This is a genomic window from Marinobacter sp. EVN1, from assembly GCF_000475375.1.
Lineage (GTDB): Bacteria > Pseudomonadota > Gammaproteobacteria > Pseudomonadales > Oleiphilaceae > Marinobacter > Marinobacter nauticus.
Window position 1 is genome coordinate 1 of record NZ_AXCB01000018.1, and the last position, 18,211, is coordinate 18,211.

15 protein-coding genes are annotated in these 18,211 nt (G+C 58.1%); 11 read left to right on the forward strand and 4 right to left on the reverse strand.

Annotation, left to right across the window (positions count from 1 at the left end; translation table 11 throughout):
* Positions 1 to 195 precede the first annotated feature (195 nt).
* Positions 196 to 1,533, reverse strand: coding sequence for a CHAD domain-containing protein (locus Q674_RS29665; protein ID WP_023008750.1), 1,338 nt, complete (start codon positions 1,531 to 1,533; stop codon positions 196 to 198).
* 232 nt (positions 1,534 to 1,765) lie between these two features.
* Here Q674_RS29665 and Q674_RS29670 point away from each other — a divergent pair, with 232 nt between their 5' ends.
* From Q674_RS29670 to Q674_RS0120720, 11 genes are all read left to right on the forward strand, one after another.
* Positions 1,766 to 3,442, forward strand: coding sequence for a methyl-accepting chemotaxis protein (locus Q674_RS29670; RefSeq protein WP_023008751.1), 1,677 nt, complete (start codon positions 1,766 to 1,768; stop codon positions 3,440 to 3,442).
* Between the two features lie 112 nt (positions 3,443 to 3,554).
* Positions 3,555 to 4,625, forward strand: coding sequence for a TRAP transporter substrate-binding protein (locus tag Q674_RS29675; protein ID WP_189383320.1), 1,071 nt, complete (start codon positions 3,555 to 3,557; stop codon positions 4,623 to 4,625).
* Between the two features lie 131 nt (positions 4,626 to 4,756).
* Entirely contained in the window at positions 4,757 to 5,878 is a 1,122-nt protein-coding gene (gene potA, locus Q674_RS29680) for a spermidine/putrescine ABC transporter ATP-binding protein PotA (RefSeq protein ID WP_011783894.1), read from the forward strand.
* On the forward strand, positions 5,871 to 6,728 hold the full coding sequence (gene potB, locus Q674_RS29685; RefSeq protein WP_023008752.1) for a spermidine/putrescine ABC transporter permease PotB: 858 nt from the start codon (positions 5,871 to 5,873) through the stop codon (positions 6,726 to 6,728). Before potA ends, potB begins: the two co-directional genes overlap by 8 nt.
* On the forward strand, positions 6,725 to 7,495 hold the full coding sequence (gene potC, locus Q674_RS29690; protein ID WP_011783896.1) for a spermidine/putrescine ABC transporter permease PotC: 771 nt from the start codon (positions 6,725 to 6,727) through the stop codon (positions 7,493 to 7,495). The genes potB and potC overlap by 4 nt, the downstream gene beginning before the upstream one ends.
* Positions 7,492 to 8,532 carry an extracellular solute-binding protein gene (locus Q674_RS29695; protein ID WP_011783897.1) on the forward strand — a complete coding sequence of 347 codons (1,041 nt, stop codon included), beginning with the start codon at positions 7,492 to 7,494 and terminating at the stop codon, positions 8,530 to 8,532. Before potC ends, Q674_RS29695 begins: the two co-directional genes overlap by 4 nt.
* A gap of 151 nt (positions 8,533 to 8,683) precedes the next feature.
* On the forward strand, positions 8,684 to 9,757 hold the full coding sequence (locus Q674_RS29700) for an extracellular solute-binding protein (protein ID WP_023008753.1): 1,074 nt from the start codon (positions 8,684 to 8,686) through the stop codon (positions 9,755 to 9,757).
* Between the two features lie 5 nt (positions 9,758 to 9,762).
* The gene (locus Q674_RS29705; RefSeq protein ID WP_023008754.1) at positions 9,763 to 10,857 is read left to right on the forward strand and encodes an ABC transporter ATP-binding protein; all 1,095 of its coding nucleotides are present in this window, start codon (positions 9,763 to 9,765) and stop codon (positions 10,855 to 10,857) included.
* Positions 10,854 to 11,714 (forward strand): ABC transporter permease, encoded by an 861-nt coding sequence (locus Q674_RS29710; RefSeq protein WP_031210086.1) that lies wholly within the window; start codon positions 10,854 to 10,856, stop codon positions 11,712 to 11,714. Before Q674_RS29705 ends, Q674_RS29710 begins: the two co-directional genes overlap by 4 nt.
* A 4-nt stretch (positions 11,715 to 11,718) precedes the next feature.
* Positions 11,719 to 12,567, forward strand: a complete 849-nt coding sequence (locus tag Q674_RS29715) for an ABC transporter permease (protein WP_011783901.1) — start codon at positions 11,719 to 11,721, stop codon at positions 12,565 to 12,567.
* 65 nt (positions 12,568 to 12,632) lie between these two features.
* Complete coding sequence (locus Q674_RS0120720; RefSeq protein ID WP_031210088.1) at positions 12,633 to 14,870, forward strand: sensor domain-containing diguanylate cyclase; 2,238 nt, start codon at positions 12,633 to 12,635, stop codon at positions 14,868 to 14,870.
* A 2-nt stretch (positions 14,871 to 14,872) separates the two neighbouring features.
* Here the strand turns inward: Q674_RS0120720 and Q674_RS29720 are convergent, their stop codons facing one another.
* From Q674_RS29720 to Q674_RS29730, 3 genes are all read right to left on the reverse strand, one after another.
* Complete coding sequence (locus Q674_RS29720; RefSeq protein ID WP_011783903.1) at positions 14,873 to 16,285, reverse strand: alanine/glycine:cation symporter family protein; 1,413 nt, start codon at positions 16,283 to 16,285, stop codon at positions 14,873 to 14,875.
* A 149-nt stretch (positions 16,286 to 16,434) separates the two neighbouring features.
* Positions 16,435 to 16,878: a universal stress protein gene (locus Q674_RS29725; protein WP_011783904.1), complete on the reverse strand. Its 444-nt coding sequence runs from the start codon at positions 16,876 to 16,878 to the stop codon at positions 16,435 to 16,437.
* 30 nt (positions 16,879 to 16,908) lie between these two features.
* A complete protein-coding gene (locus tag Q674_RS29730) occupies positions 16,909 to 18,195 on the reverse strand; it encodes a TRAP transporter large permease (protein ID WP_011783905.1) in 1,287 nt (428 codons plus the stop codon).
* Positions 18,196 to 18,211: the final 16 nt, after the last annotated feature.

Sequence of the window (18,211 nt, forward strand, 5' to 3'; positions counted from 1 at the left end):
CTTTTGTTAAGGGACACTAGTGTCCCGTCTGGCTAATTCCTTAACCTACTGAGCTTCTGAAAAACCGAAGAGCTAGGCGTGCTGGTGAAGGTTTGGTGGTTCCAAATCGAGCCAGCAGAACGACGTTCTTCGGTTTTTCAGAGTCCTCAGAGGCAAGCAGTAGATTAAGGAATTAGCCAGACGGGACACTAGGCCTCAGACGTTCAGCCCTCCCATAGCCAGTATTTGCCTGCGGGTATTGGCTTTCTCTTGCTCAAGTTTGCCAGTCAGTGACACCCCGTCGCACTCCGGATGGTCGGCGAGGAATCGCCGGGTCAGCTCGATCTGGACATGCAGATCCTGGAAACGGCCGTACAGATCCTGTCGCTGGCGTAGCTCTTTCCGGAATGGCTTGCTGTACCGGGCATCCAGTTCCAGAAGATAGCGGATACGCTTGAGGTTCTTGCGCAGCTGGTGCAGGGCTTCATCCGGAGCGGTGTGCAGCAGTTCTGCGGTTTTTCGGTTGAACTGCTTCAGGCGCCGGTTTGTCGCGGCCTGGATGTCTTTTTTCCGCAGGTTTGCAGCCAGCTTATGAAAAGATTTGGACTCAATGTAGTCTTGCCAGCGCGACAGGCTTTGCTGGTAGCGTTTCTGGCCAAGGCGTTTGGCCAGTTTGCGCTGTGCTTTAGATGCCCTGAGCCGCGCCCAGTCGGTCAGCGTGGTGCAGAGTTGTGGGTTGTCGTGGCACAGCTCGGGGATATCCTGAAGAAATACGTGCAGATCCCGCAGGGCGCTGGTGGCCCGGGCATGTCGCTTCAGTTCTCGGATATGCTCCTGTAGTTGGCGATCGCCGGTAATCTCGGCCAGGGGTTCGGCAATGGCCCGGCTGCGGCGAAGGGCAATGCGGTACTGGTGCAGAAATTCGTCATCCAGCCCCAGAATGACCCCCGGGGTCAGCAGTTCCAACTGATTGGTCAGCTGCTGCAAAACCTCCGGGAGTGTGTTCTGGTCCAGTTCAGTGGCGCCGGGACTGGCTTTTCGGTTCTTGCGCCGGAATTCGTTGTAACTGAAATCACGAGGCGTCAGGAAGGTTTCCAGTGCACCCTTGTTTTTGTCCACTTTCTTCCAGTGCCTTACCGGCAGCCGGATCTCAAGGATACTGGCGGTTGGCAATTCGAACGGAGCCTGAGGCGCCAGAAAGGCGGCCAGTTCGAGTAATGCCGGGTTGTGGCCAATAAGGGTAATGCGGTTCTGGTTGTTATCCAGATTCTGCAGCCAGCGTAATAGACGCCGGAAGTCGAAGGTGTAAAGCTCGTTTTCGGTGACGACTTGGGCCGGCTGGGCGTCGACGCTGAGTGCGCCTGCCAGCGTTTGCTGGGCTCGCACAGCGGGACTTGCATAAACGGCGCCAGACAGCGCGCCCAGGCATCTCAGTGCCCGCGCGAGCGGCGCAAGCTGGCTTTGGCCTCTGTCATTCAGCGGGCGTTCCTGATCGCAGAGGTTGTCGTCGTTCCAGCTCGATTTGGCGTGGCGGATAAGAAAAAGCCGTTTCATGCATGCTTGCTCATGAGCTGAATATTCAGACCTTAGTCTGACACAGCCTCAAGTCGTTTACATGACGGCCGATAAGTATTTAGACGTATGACCCTGATATGACGGGCTTGTTTACACAAAAACCTGTTCCGGACCTGCGTTTGGTATACAGCTTTTAACAAACTGCAACGGAGTGCGGGCTGCGTTTGTGCATAATCAAAGGATTACAAGAGATGACCCCGGAGCGAAGACCATGACCTTCATGAGCAACCTGACCATCAGAACACGGCTTCTGATTGGAGTGTTGGTGCCTGTACTGATTACGGCTGGAACAATTGCATGGATTACGGCGAACCAGATCCGGGCCAATGGAGAGGCAGAGTTGGAACGCCTCGAGCAGGAACTGTTGGAAGCGCGCAAGGAAGGTTTGAAAAACCTGGTTGAAACCGCGAAATCCGTGGTGCTTGAGGCCAAGTCCACTCCAGGTTTTACGGAGCAGGAGGCGCAGGAAGAGGCGCGAGAGCGGTTGCGGTCAATCAAGTTCGGTCAGAACAACTATGTCTTCGCCTATGATCGCAGCCTGTTCAATCTCGCCTATGCACCGGATCCCTCCAAGGAAGGGCCGACTACCAATCCGAACACCCAAAAGCTGGTTCGCGGGTTGTTCGATGCGACAGGTGATGATGGCTTCATGCCTTATGAGTGGGCGAACCCTGCTACCGGCCAGGTGGAACCGAAAGTCTCCTACTCCACCATCATTCCGGGCTGGGACTGGATGATAGGTTCCGGCGTGTATGTAACCGATGTTCAGAGAGCGGTGGCCGCTGCCCGGCAAGAAATCGATGCAACCATGACGTCTGCTATGGGCTTCATTTTACTGCTGACCATTGTGGTGGTGGTGATTTCGTTGGTAATCGGGTTGGTCATTGGCCGCACCGTGACTGCGCCGCTGAACAAGGTCAGCGACATGATGCGGGAGATTGCCGACGGTGAGGGCGACCTGCGCCAGCGCCTGCCGGAAGATGGTAAAGATGAGCTGGCCGTTCTGGGCCGCCGCTTCAACCACTTCGTCATCAAGATTCAGGACACCATCCGTGAGGTCGGCTCTACCACCGACCAGGTGGCTTCGGCGGCTGAAGAACTCAGCCGGGTGGCGAATGAAACCCGCCAGTCGGTTCAGGAGCAGGGTTCGGAAACCGACCAGATTGCTTCGGCCATCAACGAAATGGCGGCAACGATTCAGCAAATCTCCGGCAATGCCAATGAGGTGGAAGGCGCAGCTTCCGATGCGGACCGCATGGCCAAAGAGGGTGGCGAGACCATTAATAGCGCTCAGGGGGCGGTCAATCAGCTGTCCCAGGAAATGGAAGACACCGCTCGCAGCATCAATGCCCTGGCCGAGAAGTCGAACGATATTCAGCAGGTGCTGGATGTGATTCACGCGGTTACTGAGCAGACCAACCTGCTGGCCCTGAACGCTGCCATTGAGGCAGCCCGGGCCGGCGAGCACGGTCGCGGTTTCTCGGTGGTTGCCGACGAAGTGCGGCAGTTGGCCAAGCGGTCAGCGGAATCGGCTGATCAGATCCGGGAAATGATTGATGGCTTTGTGGCGGAGTCCAAGGCTTCGGTGGAACGTATGAACAACTCCCGCAAGAGCTCGGAGGCGACGGTTGAACGCATCAATCATGCCACCAGTGCACTGAACACCATCGTGACGTCAGTGACCCAGATCCACGATCAGGTGACTCAGATTGCGACCGCCGCTGAACAGCAGAGCCAGGTGGCGGAAGAGATCAACCAGAACGTGGTGCGGATTGTCGACGCGGCCCAGCGCAGCGACACCGGCGTGACCCAGACCAATGAGGCCAGCCACGAACTGGCCCGGTTGGGAGAGAATCTGCGCGAGCTGGTTGGCCAGTTCAAGGTCTGATTACCCTCATAAGAAAGCCGGCCCGCCACATTGGCGCGGTCGGCTTTCGTCGTTATGATGGATCATTCAGGCATATTTGAATCAAAAACTGATAACAATGGAAGCCAACACTATGTCCCTGCGTAAAACCCTGCTGGCGGCGGTCAGCACTCTTGGCCTGCTGGCCAGCCCTTTCGCGGTCTCTGAAGAAACCTTTACCCTGCGTCTCGCGGAAACCTGGGGGCCAAATTCCGGCCTGCTGGGGGATGCGCCCCGAAACATGGCGGCCATGGCCGAGGAAATGTCCGGCGGTCGGCTGAAGATCCGGATTGATTCCTCCAACAAGCACAAGGCCCCTTTCGGTATTTTCGATCTGGTCCGTAACGGCCAGTACGACATGGGCCACACCGCCTCTTATTACTACAAGGGCACCATTCCCAACGCCATGTACTTCACCACCATACCCTTCGGCATGATTGCGCCGGAGATGTATGCCTGGTTCTACCATGACGACGGCATGGAGCTGATGCAGAAGGTATATGAACCCTTCGGGCTGCTGTCCTTCCCGGGTGGCAACACGGCCAATCAGATGGGTGGCTGGTTCCGGAAAGAGATCAAGTCTCTGGAGGACCTGAAAGGCCTGAAAATGCGCACCCCCGGCTTTGCCGGCGAGGTTATGTCGGAAGTGGGCGTGGCGGTCACCAACCTGCCGCCGGGCGAGCTGTATACCGCGCTTGAGCGCAACACCATCGATGCCGTTGAATGGGTTGGCCCAGCGCTGGATCTGCAGATGGGCTTTCACCAGATTGCCAAGTATTACTACTCCGGCTGGCAGGAGCCCAATGCCGAAGTGCAGTTCCTGATCAACAAGAAAACCTGGGATAAGCTGCCGGCTGATCTGCAGGCTATCCTGCGGGTCTCCATGCGTACCGCAGCGTATGACATGTATATCCAGAGCACCCACGAAAGCGGTGTGGCCTGGGAGAAGATGAAGCAGGAATACCCGGATGTGACTCACAAGGTGTTTCCTCCGGAGGTTATTACCGCCCTTCGAGAAACCACCAATCGCCTGTTGGATGAATTTGCCGAGAAAGACGAACTGGCGAATGAAATCATCACCTCACAGCGTGAATACCTCAAGCAGGTGCGCCCCTGGACTAACATTTCGGACAAGGCGTATCTGAACAGTGTCGCGGAGCAGTAAAACCGCTGCGTGACAATCGGGCCTGACAGGGCTGGAAAACAGGAGGGGCGTGGTCAGGGAATATCCGCACGCCCCTTTTTGTTTGCGTCTGTTTCTGGAAAAATACGCCGCTCAAACTTTGGGCAGGGCCGATGAAACAGACACTGCTATCTCTGAGCAATCTCACCAAACAGTTCGACGGCAAAAAAGTGCTGGATTCACTGGATCTGGACATTTTTGACGGCGAGTTCATTACCCTCCTGGGGCCCTCCGGTTGCGGCAAGACCACCTTGTTGCGGATGATGGCGGGTTTCGAGCATCCGGATGACGGCACCATCGCGCTGGGCGATCAGGACCTGACTCACACCCCGCCGGAGCACCGCCCGCTGAACACGGTATTCCAGAACTACGCGCTGTTTCCTCATATGTCGGTCTTCGACAACGTGGCCTATGGCCTGAAAATGGAAAAGCGGCCGAAGCAGGAAATCCGGGAGCGGGTCGAGGATGCCCTGGCCATGGTCCAGCTCGAGGACTTCGCCCGGCGCAAGCCGCATCAGTTGTCTGGCGGCCAGCAGCAACGGGTGGCCATTGCCCGTGCGGTGGTCAAGCGCCCGAAGGTACTGTTGCTGGATGAGCCGTTGTCGGCGCTGGATTACAAATTGCGCCGCACCATGCAGGTTGAGCTCAAACGCCTGCAGCGGGAGCTGGGTATCACCTTTGTGTTTGTCACCCATGATCAGGAAGAAGCCCTGTCCATGTCCGACCGGGTGGTGGTGTTGAAAGACGGCCTGATCCAGCAACTGGGGACGCCGCGGGAAGTCTACGAGCGCCCGGCTAACCTGTTTACCGCCCGTTTTGTCGGTGAAACTAACTTCTTCCCGGGCCGGGTGGACAAAGCCAACGGCGACGACACTATCACCGTGGATGTGTTCGGCCTGAAGCGTACCTTCCGCAAGCCGGATTTCCCGGTCTCCGGTGGCCAGTCCCTGCATGTGCTGTTGCGCCCCGAGGATATCCGTGTACTGGCGCCGGACGATGAGGATGGTGTGGCTGGCAAGATCGTTGAACGTAACTACAAGGGCAGTACCCTGGATTCGGTGATTCATCTTGAGGATGGCACCGAGGTGCTGGCGTCGGAATTCTTCGACGAAGACGACCCTACCTTCGACTATCGCCTTGGCGAGCCGGTCAAAGTGAGCTGGGTTGATGGCTGGGAATGGCTGTTACCCACTGAGCCGGAAGCTCTGCCAGAGGAAGAAGGCACCGATGCGTAGCCTGACACAGCAGCCGTTCCGTACGGCGGTGCTGGTGCTGGTCTGGGGCTGGTTGCTGTTTCTGGTGCTGACCCCCAACCTGCTGGTGGTCGGTGCCAGTGTAATGACCCGGGACCCGGGCTCCTTCATTTCGCTGCCGCTGACCGTGGATGCCTACCGGCAACTGCTCAATCCTCTGTACCTGGAAGTGTTCCTGCACTCCCTGTATATGGCGGCCATGACGACGCTGGTGTGTCTGCTGATCGGCTACCCGTTTGCGTGGGCGTTGTCCAAGGTCGGCAAACGCAATCAGGTGCTGCTGATCTTCCTGCTTATCGTGCCGTTCTGGACCAATTCCCTGGTGCGAACCTACGCCCTGAAGTTGATCCTGGCCACCAACGGCCTGCTCAACAATGGTTTGATGTCGCTTGGTGTGATCGATGAGCCCATGCAACTGCTGTATACCGAGGGGGCGGTGATTATCGGGCTGGTGTATCTGTTGTTGCCGTTCATGATCCTGCCGCTCTACTCCGTGTTTGAAGACCTGCGGGAAGACTACCTGAGGGCGTCGCACGATCTGGGCGCGGGGCGCCTGTCCACGTTTATCCATGTGATCGTGCCGCTGACCCTGCCGGGGGTGCTGGCGGGCATCATGCTGGTGCTGTTGCCGGCCATGGGGTTGTTCTTTGTGCCTGATATTCTGGGCGGTTCCCGCAACCTGCTGGTGGGTAACGTCATCAAGAACCAGTTTCTGGATGCCCGCAACTGGCCCTTTGGTGCCGCTGCCAGCATCCTGCTGACCCTGGCCATGGCGTTCCTGATGTTCGCCCACCGCCTGAGTAAACGGCGGATCGGGGAGGACGGTGTATGAATCGCTGGCTGCCCCGCACCTACCTGACGCTGGTGTATCTGCTGCTGTACGTGCCTATCGTGGTACTCGTGGTGTTCTCCTTCAACGATTCCCGCACCGGTTACGAATGGGGTGGCCTGAGCCTGCGCTGGTACGAAGCCCTGTTGAACAACCGGGCCATGGTGCAGGCCATGTGGAATTCCCTCTGGCTGGCGCTCTCCGCGGCCACTGTGTCGACGTTGATCGGCGCGCTCACCGCACTGGCACTGCACCGATACCGGTTCCGGGGCAAGAAAGTACTCAATGGCATGCTGTTTGTGGTGATGATGTCGCCGGAAATTGTCCTGGCGATTTCGCTGCTGGCGCTGTTTCTGCTGGTGGGGCTGCAGCTGGGGTATGTATCCCTGTTGCTGGCCCACGTTACCTTCTGCCTGCCGTTTGTGGTCATCACCGTGATGGCCCGGCTCAGCGGGTTTGACGAACGCCTGCCGGAGGCGGCCCGGGATCTGGGCGCCAACGATTTCACCATGACCCGCACGGTACTGATTCCGGTGATCATGCCGGCCCTGCTGGCGGGCTGGCTGCTGGGGTTTACACTGTCACTGGACGACGTGGTGGTCAGTACGTTTGTCAGTGGCCCGAGTTATGAAATTCTGCCATTGCGCATCTATTCGATGGTGCGGGTGGGCCTGAAGCCCGAAGTGAATGCCCTTGGCACCCTGCTACTGGTATTCTCACTGGTCATGTTGATCTTGTCTCAATGGATACTGTTAAGGAGCAAACGATGAAGAAACTGGCACTGGCCGGCCTGCTGGCGGTGGGCCTGACTGGCTGCAGTGGTTCTGAAGAGCCCAAGGTTCTGAACCTGTACAACTGGTCTGAGTACATGCCCCAGGAAGTTCTGGATCGCTTTACTGAGGAAACCGGTATCCAGGTGGTCTACACCACCTACGACAGCAACGAAGCCATGTATGCCCGGCTGAAACTGCTGGATGAGAGCGCCGCCTACGACCTGGCCGTGCCCTCCACCTACTACGTGAGCAAGATGCGGCAGGAAGACCTGCTAATGCCCATCGATCGCAGCAAGATTGAAGGTTTCGACAACCTGGATCCGGAACTGGTGAACCTGGATATCGACCCGGAAAACCAGTACAGCGTGCCCTACTTGTGGGGCACCACCGGCCTGGCCGTTGATACCGCGGATGTGGAAGGCGAAGTTACCGCCTGGGCTGATCTGTGGGATGAGCGCTTTGAAGGCCGGGTCATGCTGACCAACGACATGCGTGAAGTCTTTCACGTGGGACTGCGGGTTCTGGGTTACTCCGGTAACAGTACTGACCCTCAGGAAATCGAGGAAGCCTATGAGAAGCTGACCGAGCTGATGCCGTCTGTGCGTACCTTTAACTCGGATGCCCCCCGCATGCCGTACCTGGAAGGTGAAACCGACGTGGGCATGATCTGGAACGGCGAAGCCGTCATGGGCCGCGATACTCTGGATTCCCTGGAATACGTGTATCCGGAAGAAGGCATCATCGCCTGGCTGGACAGCTTCGTGATTCCCAAGAACGCCAAGAACCCGGAAGCCGCTCACCAGTTCATCAGCTTTGTGCTGCAGCCGGAAATCTCGGCCCTGATCAGCGAAGAGATCGGCTACGCCACACCCAACCTGGCGGCCCGGGATCTGCTGGATGACGCCGTTGCGAACGACCGGGCCAGCTACCCCAACGCCACCGACATGATCAATGCCGAGTTCCAGACCGACATTGGCGACGAGGCGCTGCAGGTGTATGCCAAATACTGGGAAATGTTGAAGTCCGGTCAGTAACCGGAAGAGCATCATGAACCTGGAAAACGGAGGCTTCGGCCTCCGTTTTTTATTGTCCAGGTTTCACAAAACTGAAATACATGGTCTATAACTTCCTGATAACAAAACCTTAGCGAGTTCGCATAACACCGTTTCAGGGGAATGAACCACCATGGCACTGCGCAAGACACGGATATCAGCACTGGCCACCCTGCTGGCCGCAACCACAGCTTCCGGCAACCTGCTGGCGGAAGAACTTCGCCTGATTACCTGGGGTGGCTACGCCCCGGATGAGGTGGTCGCCCAGTTCGAGGAAGAAACCGGAATTGATGTAAAGATCACCTTGTCCAACAACGAAGACATGATCTCCAAGCTTCGGGCCACCGGTGGCGCTGGCTTTGATCTGGCCCAGCCGAGCCAGGATCGCATCGTGGGTGTACAGCGCCAGTTCAACATCTACAAGCCCATTGATTACAGCCGCATCAATACCGGCCAGTTGCAGGCGTCGATGGTGAATGCGACTCAGGAGTCGACGGCTCTGGATGGTCAATCCTACGGTGTGCCCTCGGTCTGGGGTACCAGTGGCCTGATTGTGCACAGTTCCGTCGCGGACACCGTTACCGATTACACCGATCTGTGTGACCCGGCAGTGGCTGGCAAAGTGAGTTACCGCCTGAAGCGGCCGACGCTGATCGGCTTTGCCTTCGCCATGGGCATGGATCCGTTTGCGGCCTATGAAGACCGGGACGAGTACCAGTCCATCATGGCGAAAGTGGAAGACAAACTGATCGACTGCAAAGACAACGTGAAAACCTACTGGACCGGTGGCGACCAACTGCTGTCGCTGCTTCGTACCGGAGAAGTGACCGCTGCCATGGCCTGGGATGCCGGCGGCTGGAAGCTGAATGCGGAGAACCCGGACATCCGCTTTGTGGCGCCGGAATCCGGAGCCCTGGGCTGGATTGATACCTTTGCCATCCCACGCCGCAGCGAGAACGAAGAAGCCGCCTACAAGTGGATAAACTTCGTGATGCAGCCGGAAATTGCGGCCAAAATCACCAATGCCTCCGGCAACTTCACGGCCTCCAAAGGCGCCGATGAGTTTGTGAACGCTGAGCTGCGGGATGCCTATCGCCTGAGCTTCGATGAAGAAGCCATCAACAACATCAAATGGTATCCGCCAGTACCACCGGGGCTGGAAGCCATGGAAGGGCAGGTGCTGGATCGCGTCCAGGCAGCGAACTGATCCTTATGGCAACAGAGTCTGACCTGTCCTGCAGCGGACTGGTCCGCCGCTTTGGAAACAACGCGGCGGTGGACCATGTGTCGCTGGATGTTCCCGCGGGTACCTTCTTCTCCATTCTGGGGCCGTCGGGTTGCGGCAAGACCACCCTGCTGCGGCTGCTGGCGGGCTTCGACAAGCCGGATGAAGGGGATATCTTCATCCGCGGCCAGCGTATGAATGAGGTGCCCCCCAACAAGCGCCCGGTGAACATGGTGTTTCAGCACCTGGCGCTGTTCCCCACCATGTCCGTCGGTGACAACATTGGCTATGGCCTGAAGCGCAAGAAGGTGCCGGCGGCCGAGCGCCGCAAGCGGATTGCACGGGTGCTGGAACAGGTGGGGCTGCCGGAACTGGAAAATCGCGATCCCCAGGAATTGTCGGGTGGCCAGCGCCAGCGCGTGGCCCTGGCCCGCTGCCTGGTGCTCGAACCCACCTTGTTGTTGCTGGATGAGCCTCTCGGGGCCCTGGATCTGAAACTGCGGGAGCAGATGAAGATCGAGCTCAAGCACCTGCAAAAGCAATTTGGTACCACCTTTGTGTACATCACCCATGACCAGTCCGAAGCCATGGTGATGTCAGATCAGGTGGCGGTGATGAAAAATGGCCGCTTCGAGCAGGTGGCGCCGCCGGAGGAGCTTTACCGGCAGCCGGCAACGCCTTTTGTCGCGGGGTTTGTCGGCGACAACAATCGCCTGGCGGGGACGGTGGTGTCCGTGGCCGATGATGTGGCGGCTGTTCGTCTGAGCGATGGTGCGGTGGTACGCGGTCGGGTTGCGTCGGCGGGCCTGGCACCCGGTGCCCAGGCAGAACTGTATATTCGGCCGGAATCATTGTCGTTTTCGCAAACGGCTGCGGGCGGGGGTTCCTCCTCACTGCAGACCCGAGTCCGGACCACGCTGTTTGATGGCGCCAACAGCCGGGTTGAAGCCGAAAGCAATGGCCAGGCACTATTCGCTCGACTCCCCCAGGACGGCACGGCGCCGGCGCTGACGCCGGACGGCCATCTTGAGCTGTCGTGGGATCCGGACCTGGCCCGGGTATTTGGAGCTTCGCCCCAGTGAATAGCTCGGTTAGCCGTTTCTCGCTGTGGCTGTTGCTGGCGCCTTTCCTGCTCTGGATAGTGCTATTGGTGCTGGTGCCCCATCTGCAGATGTTGCGGGTGTCGTTCCAGGTGCGGGAAAGCTGGGATACCCTGGCCTGGGGGCTGGAGCAGTACCAGAATTTCTTCAGTGAATCCTACTACTGGCGTACCTTCGTGCGTACCGGGGTCATGTCCCTGTTCACCACCTTCCTCACCCTGCTGATTGCCTTTCCCATTGCCTGGTACATTGCCCGCCTGGCCCGTGGGAGGAGCAAGGGTATTCTGTTCCTGGCTTGCCTGATCCCGTTCTGGGCCAGCGAGTTGGTGCGTACTTACGGCTGGATGATCCTGTTGCGGGAGAGCGGCCTGTTCAGTTCCTGGCTGCAGGCGCTGGGCTGGGTGGATGGCCCGGTGGAGATGCTCTACAACGATGTCGCGGTGATCATCGGCCTGGTCTACAACGGCCTGCTGTTTATGGTGGTGCCGCTGGTGACCACGCTCGATGGCATGGACGAGAACCTGGTTGAGGCCGGCTATGATCTGGGCGGCGGCCACGGTACCGTGCTGCGGGAGGTGGTGATTCCCTGGGCCATGCCCGGCATTGTCTCCGGCTGTATTGTGGTGTTCATGCTCACCCTGGGCAGTTACCTCACGCCGATTCTGATGGGGGGCAAAGACAGTGCCTGGTTTACCCAGCAGATTTTCACCCAGTTCATCACCCGGTTTAACTGGGAGCAGGGTGCGGCTTTGGGGGTCTTGCTACTGGTATTGTCGTCGCTGCTGGTCTGGCTGGGCCTGAAGCTGACCGGGCAATCCCTGCGCAAGGTTATGGGGTGATGTCATGATCCGCTCTGTACCTCGGTCCCGGTTGTTTGATGCCCTTTACCTGAGCTATCTGTTGGCCTTTTTCCTGTACCTGGCGTTGCCTTTGCTGGTGACGGCCGTGTTCGCATTCAACGACTCGCCGTTCCCGTCATTACCGTGGCAGGGTTTTACCCTGGACTGGTATCTGGCCGACGGCACCGACGGGCGTACCGGGCTGTTTCACGACGACGGATTGCTCAGTGCGCTCTGGGTCAGTACCAAAATTGCGTTCTGGGTGACGCTGGTCAGTGTGGGGCTTGGCTGCGTGAATGCAGTATTGTTCGAGCGGGTGGAGTTTCGCGGCAAGGAGCTGCTGTACCTGTTGATGCTGCTGCCGCTGGTGATTCCGGGCGTGATTCTCGGGGTATCCATTCTGGTGTTCTACAGTGGCATGGCCAACGATGTCTCCCGCTTGTGGGGTATCGAGCTGGACCTGTTCCGGCCGGGGCTGACACTGGTGGTGATGGGGCAGGTTACCTTCATTACCACTCTGGCTACTCTGGTGATTGCCGCCCGGCTGCGCAAATTTGACCGACAGCTGGAAGAGGCCGCCCTGAATCTGGGGGCCACGCCGCTTGTGGCGTGGTTCACGGTTACTCTGCCGTGGCTGCTTCCCTCCATCCTCGGTGCCGCGGCGATGGCGTTTTTGATGTCCTTCGAGAACTTCAATACCACGGTCATGCTCACCGGTAGTGATACCCCGCTCACCGTGGCCCTGTTCAATCGTCTGCGGGAAGGCTCAACGCCGGTGTTGAACGCGGTGGCGCTGTTTCTGATGCTGGTGTCTGCGTTGCTTGCGCTGTTTACCCTCCGACAAAAAAGTTGAGAAAGTTCTGTATCTGGCGTTTACGGTTTATACTGGAACGATCACTCCTGAAAGCGGGTTCTGCTTTGCACGCGTCCACTTGTCGCATCAGATTTCTGCTGGTGATCATCGCCCTCGGGGTCTGTCTGTCCCAGCCTGGATTTGCCGCTATCCAGCCGGTGGATGAGGGATGGCAGTATCGCTGGGGTGATTCCCCGTTTTTGCCTGATGGCACGCCATTGTGGATCCTTGAAGACTCTCCACAACACTGGCACGACATTGGTTTTCCATCGAACCCTCCTGGCCGCGATGGTCGTGAGCATGCCTGGTTCAGGGTGCAATTGCCGGAAGGTAGCTGGTACCAGCCTGTCCTTTATGTTTATAGCGTCGACATCATTGTGCAGGCCTGGTTTCGGGGTGAATTGCTCTATCAATATGGCACCTTTGACCAAGAGGGAAGGGGCCGTTTTGAGGGATGGCCCTGGCATGAAATACGGCTACCCGAGGATTATCAGGGAGAGACGCTCTATTTCCGGATATTCTCGAATTACACCGACATAGGGTTATGGGGGGAGGTCGGGATTACCGATCATGCCGATCTGACGGTATACCTCCTCGGGGGATCTGCTGAGGAACTGGTAGTCTCGGCATTGTCGGCTCTGATAGCTTTTCTGGCTCTGGTGTTCGCCGTAATCCAAAGGGGCCAGCGCAGTTTCGCCAGCATTGCTCTGTTTTCATTCCTGACCTCGGTGATGCTGTTGGCTGAGAGCCAGGCGAGCTTGTTGATTGCTTACAAACCTTTGTTGTGGGACTACCTCGCGGCCGGCTCTTACTACCTGATTCCTATGGCGTTGGCCTTGTTGTTGCGGCAATGGCTAGGCGCTGCACGTCCGGTGCTGATCAGCTGGCTGGTGTGGATTCATCTTCGATTGGCGGTGAGCGCCCTGGCCCTGGCGTTGGTCGGCGCGGTCGACCTTTCTTCGACCTTCCCGGTGTTTGATGTGTTGCTTCTGGTCTCGCTGGTGGTGATGGCTGGCGCTGTGTTGCCACGCTTTCGTGTGCTGTTCGGGGAGCAGCAGGTGCTGGTGGTGGCTTGTGGTGGGCTGGCGGTGCTGCTGATTGTTGATATGGCCGTTGCTCACGGGTTCCTGCCCTGGGGCCGGGTGCCGGTGAGCTGGGGAGCGCTGGGTTTCTCGCTGGCGGTGGTCAGTATTTCGGTCTGGCACTACGGCAAGACCCAGAAAGAGCTCCAGCAACTGAACGTCCGGCTGGAACAGAAGGTTCGGGAGCGCACCGCCCGCGCTGAGTCGCTGGCAGAAAGAGAAGTCGCCAGGGCCCGCTTGTTGGCACTGGAAAGCAAGAAAAGCCAGAAACTGGCGGATGTGATTGCGGCTCTGCAGGATTGCGCCGGCATTGAGGAAGCGTTCGAGCCCCTGTTAAGAGCCATGCCGGAGCTCTACCTGCCCATGACCGGTTGTTTCTATCGAAGAGGCATCGATGGGCAGTACGACCGAGTGGTTCACTGGGGCGGTACCCCGGAGGATGTGTTCCCGGCGTCACTGGGGGCGAACCTGTCCGTCCTGACCGAAACCGTACTCCCGGTACGCAGTTACGATTTACCGGCTCAGATGTGCTTTTTCCTGCGGATAGAGTCTGCCCGCTCCGGCAATCGGCCTGAAGGGGTGTTGATGCTGGAGCGCCCGGACCTGCCGCCAGTGGTGAAAGACTATGGCATCGCAAGGGTGATTTCCTGGGTATACCAGTCGGTTGAGAAAATTGGCATTACCCTGTCTGGGCTGGCCTTGAGGGCTGAATTGCAACGATTCTCCTATGAGGACAGCCTGACCGGACTGAAAAATCGTCGCTACTTTGATGAGCTCTTTCGCCATGAGCGGGAAGTCTCGGCTCGTTCTGATCGGCCGCTATGCCTGCTGATTTTCGATATTGATCACTTCAAACTTTTCAACGACTGTCATGGCCACGAGGCCGGTGATCAGGCGCTGAGAATGGTCGGTGACGTGCTCGCTACCTGTTTTCGCGGCAGTGATACCGTTTGCCGTTATGGTGGTGAGGAGTTTTCGGTGCTGATGCCCGGGGCGTCCCTTGATGAGGCCCGGCAAAGGGCCGAGCAACTGCGGGCGGCCATCTCAGCCGAGCCAGTGGAACATCGGGGTGAAAACCTGGGGAGCCTGACCATTTCAGCAGGCATTGCTTGCTGGCGGGAGAATTGTCCGGAGTTCGACGAGCTGTTCCGGGCCGCCGACCAGGCTCTGTACCAGGCCAAGGAAACGGGCCGCAACCGAGTAGTTGCGGCCTCGCTCTGACATCAATGCCAGATATTGCTGTCGATTTTTTCGTGCAGCTCAGGATAGTCCTTGGACTTGAAGTGCGGCACCAGGCCTTCCTTGCGCTGAGCCAGGTAATCTTTGGTCAGCTTCACAACCGTGCCGGACAACAGAACGATAGCAATCAGGTTGATGGTGGCCATCAGCCCCATGGATGCGTCCGCCGCATTGAATACCGTGACCACCGCTTCGTAGCCACCCCAGATCACCATGCCCAGCGCAGCGAGCCGCAACAGGGTCAAGCCCAGAGTGTTGCCGCCGCGCAGGTAGATCAAAGCGTTCTCGGCGTAGGTGTAATTGGCGACAATGGAGGTGAAGGCGAAGAACAGAATCGCGATGGCGATAAAGTAGCCCCCGAACTCACCCAGGTGTACTTCCATGGCCTGTTGGGTCAACTGGGTGCCGGTCACGCCGGAACCCGGCTCCAGAACGCCAGCCAACAGGATCATCACGGCCGTCGCCGTACAGACAATGATGGTATCGATAAAGACACCGAATGCCTGAACCAGACCCTGTGAAGAGGGATGATGCGGAGCCGGGGTTGCGGTCGCGGCAATGTTGGGTGCCGAGCCCATACCGGCTTCGTTGGAGAACAGGCCGCGTTTGATGCCATTCAGCATGGCAGCGGTAATGGAGCCTGCCGCGCCGCCGGCGGCCTCTTCCAGGCCAAAGGCACTTTTTACGATCAGCGCCAGAATGCCCGGGACTTCGGTAATGTTCATGGCCATCACGCCCAGCGCCAGGAGTACGTAGGCGCCGGCCATGAACGGCACGACAAACTCAGCGAAGCGAACGATCTTGCGCAGACCGCCAAAGATGACAATGCCGGCAAAAGCCGCGATGACCACGCCGACACCCAGCTTGGGCACACCAAAGGCGCCCTGCATGGCATCGGCAATGGAGTTGGCCTGTACGGCGTTGAAAACCAGGCCGAAGGAGATAATCAGGCAGACCGCGAAAATGGCCGCAGCCCAGGGCGCTTTCAGGCCTTTGGCAATGTACACCGCCGGGCCTCCCCGGTACTGGCCCTTGCCGTCGCGAACCTTGTACAGCTGGGCCAGAGTGCTTTCAGCGTAACCGGTGGCCATACCGACGAGGGCTACCATCCACATCCAGAAAATGGCACCGGCACCGCCCAGGTACAGGGCAACCGCAACCCCGGCAAGGTTACCGGTACCCACCCGGGAAGCCAGGCTGGTGCACAGGGCCTGGAACGGAGAAATCCCGTGTACGTCGCTTTCCCGGGAACCACGGATGGCGCGGACCATTTCGCCGAAATTGACGAACTGAAGGAAGCCCAGACGGATGGTAAAGAAGACACCTACGGCAAGCAGGCCATAGACGAGGACATAGCCCCAGAGGATCGAGTTGAGAAAATCAACAATTGCAGTCATGGCTAGACGCCTTGTGATTTGTGAATGAGAAGTAATCCGAGGCGAGGCAGTCTAGCACGGTGAAAAATCAAGCAGACTGCGGAAATCCGTGATTGCCGGACAGCAAGGAATATGCTGTCCGGCCGCATTGCGGGGAGGGGTTCGCCGGTTCAGACCACCAGCACCGGGCACTTGGCCTGGGAGGCAACCCGGTGCGAGACGCTGCCCAGAAAGGTGCCGTCCTTGTCGCTGTTGGTGCCCTTGGTGCCCACTACAATCAGGTCGGCTTCCTTGTCTTGGGCAAATTTCACAATCACCTTCGAGGGCCGGCCGGCCTTGACGAAACCGCGTACCTTGGTGGCGCCATGCTCCTTGGCCAGCTCCTTGGCGTGGTTCACTACGCCTTTGGCATACTCAGACAGCACCTTGTCCGGGATGTCCATGTCGTCGGGCCGTCCGATAGACAGCGACGCCTCAAACAGGCTGTGATGCTTGTAAACACAGAGGATGTAGATCTCGGCGTCCGGGATCAGTTTCTGCAGTTCAATGGCTTTATCCAGAGCCTTGAGTGAGGTTTTGGAACCATCCACAGCGGCCAGAATCCGTTTAAACATGTTGTTCTCCTTTCATCAGTGGCTGTGGATCTAGTCCCTGAACGCGATGTCACGCAGGAACAGGGCAATATCCGGGAAGGCGATGATCAGGCCGGCAGCCGCCACCAGCATGAAAATGAACGGAGGCGTACCCCGGATAACTTCCATGTAGGGCCGTTTGAAGATGGCAATGGCGGTGAAAATGTCGCAGCCAAAGGGTGGCGTGGCAGAACCGATGGCCACCTGCAGGGTAATCAGCACACCGACAAGCACCGGATCCAGCCCGGTGGCCTGAATGGCCGGCGCAAAGATCGGTGTCAGCACCAGGATAACCACGATGGGATCGACGAACATACAGGCGATGAAGAAAGCCACACAGATGGCAATCAGCACGCCCACAGGCCCGGCCTCGTTGACGCCCACCGCTTCCAGGATGGCCTGGGGAATCTGGGCAAAGGAAATGATCCAGGAGAAGCCATTACCCACGGCCACCAGAATGAACACCACAGCCGTGATCAGCCCGGTGGATTTGGCAATCTTGTAAATGTCGTTCAGTTTCAGTGACCGGAAGACCACAAACTCCAGCAGGAAGGCGTAGAGCACGCAGACTGCTGCTGCTTCTGTGGGGCTGAAAATGCCGCCGTAGATACCGCCGACAATGATCACCGGGAACATCAGGGGCCAGGAGGCATCCCTGACTGACATCGCCCGTTCTTTCCAGCTGGCCTTGGCTTCCGTCGGAACATCGTTCTTGTAGGCGTAGATCAGGCAGTAGATCGAGAACATGAACAAAATCAGGATGCCCGGGCCGATACCCGCAATGAACAGCTCGGCAATGGAGGTTTCCGAGATGACCCCGTAGATGATCATGCCGATGCTGGGAGGGATCAGGAAGGCGATATCACTGGCGTTGATAATCAGAGCCAGCGTGAACGGATCGGAGTAGCCAGCTTTGAGCATTTTCGGGCGCAGCGGTGAGCCTACGGCAACCACGGTGGCCTGGGTTGAGCCAGACACCGCCCCGAACAGGGTGCACGAGGTGGCGGTACTGATGGCGAGGCCACCTTTGATGTGGCCGATAAAGGCCATGACCATATTGATCAGGCGGTCCGCAGACTGGCCCCGGGTCATGATATCGGCCGCCAGAATGAACATGGGTACCGCAATCAACGACGCTGGCCGGATGCCACCCATCATCTGCTGGATGAATGTGCCCATCTGCCCGAAGCCATCGAACATCATAACGAAGCCGATGACGGCAGCAGTGGTTAGCGGAATCATCATCGGGAAGCCCAGAAGCAGCAGCCCGATCATGACGATCATCATAATAGTTGCCATGGTGTGTCTTTCCTTA

Coding starts and splice junctions, on each gene's coding strand:
- Q674_RS29675 (WP_189383320.1), top strand. CDS start 3,555: ATGTCCCTGCGTAAAACCCTGCTGGCGGCGGTCAGCACTCTTGGCCTG.
- potB (WP_023008752.1), top strand. CDS start 5,871: ATGCGTAGCCTGACACAGCAGCCGTTCCGTACGGCGGTGCTGGTGCTG.
- Q674_RS29700 (WP_023008753.1), top strand. CDS start 8,684: ATGGCACTGCGCAAGACACGGATATCAGCACTGGCCACCCTGCTGGCC.
- Q674_RS29705 (WP_023008754.1), top strand. CDS start 9,763: ATGGCAACAGAGTCTGACCTGTCCTGCAGCGGACTGGTCCGCCGCTTT.
- Q674_RS29720 (WP_011783903.1), bottom strand. CDS start 16,285: ATGACTGCAATTGTTGATTTTCTCAACTCGATCCTCTGGGGCTATGTC.
- Q674_RS29665 (WP_023008750.1), bottom strand. CDS start 1,533: ATGAAACGGCTTTTTCTTATCCGCCACGCCAAATCGAGCTGGAACGAC.
- Q674_RS29715 (WP_011783901.1), top strand. CDS start 11,719: ATGATCCGCTCTGTACCTCGGTCCCGGTTGTTTGATGCCCTTTACCTG.
- Q674_RS29670 (WP_023008751.1), top strand. CDS start 1,766: ATGACCTTCATGAGCAACCTGACCATCAGAACACGGCTTCTGATTGGA.
- potA (WP_011783894.1), top strand. CDS start 4,757: ATGAAACAGACACTGCTATCTCTGAGCAATCTCACCAAACAGTTCGAC.
- Q674_RS29695 (WP_011783897.1), top strand. CDS start 7,492: ATGAAGAAACTGGCACTGGCCGGCCTGCTGGCGGTGGGCCTGACTGGC.
- Q674_RS29730 (WP_011783905.1), bottom strand. CDS start 18,195: ATGGCAACTATTATGATGATCGTCATGATCGGGCTGCTGCTTCTGGGC.
- potC (WP_011783896.1), top strand. CDS start 6,725: ATGAATCGCTGGCTGCCCCGCACCTACCTGACGCTGGTGTATCTGCTG.
- Q674_RS29725 (WP_011783904.1), bottom strand. CDS start 16,878: ATGTTTAAACGGATTCTGGCCGCTGTGGATGGTTCCAAAACCTCACTC.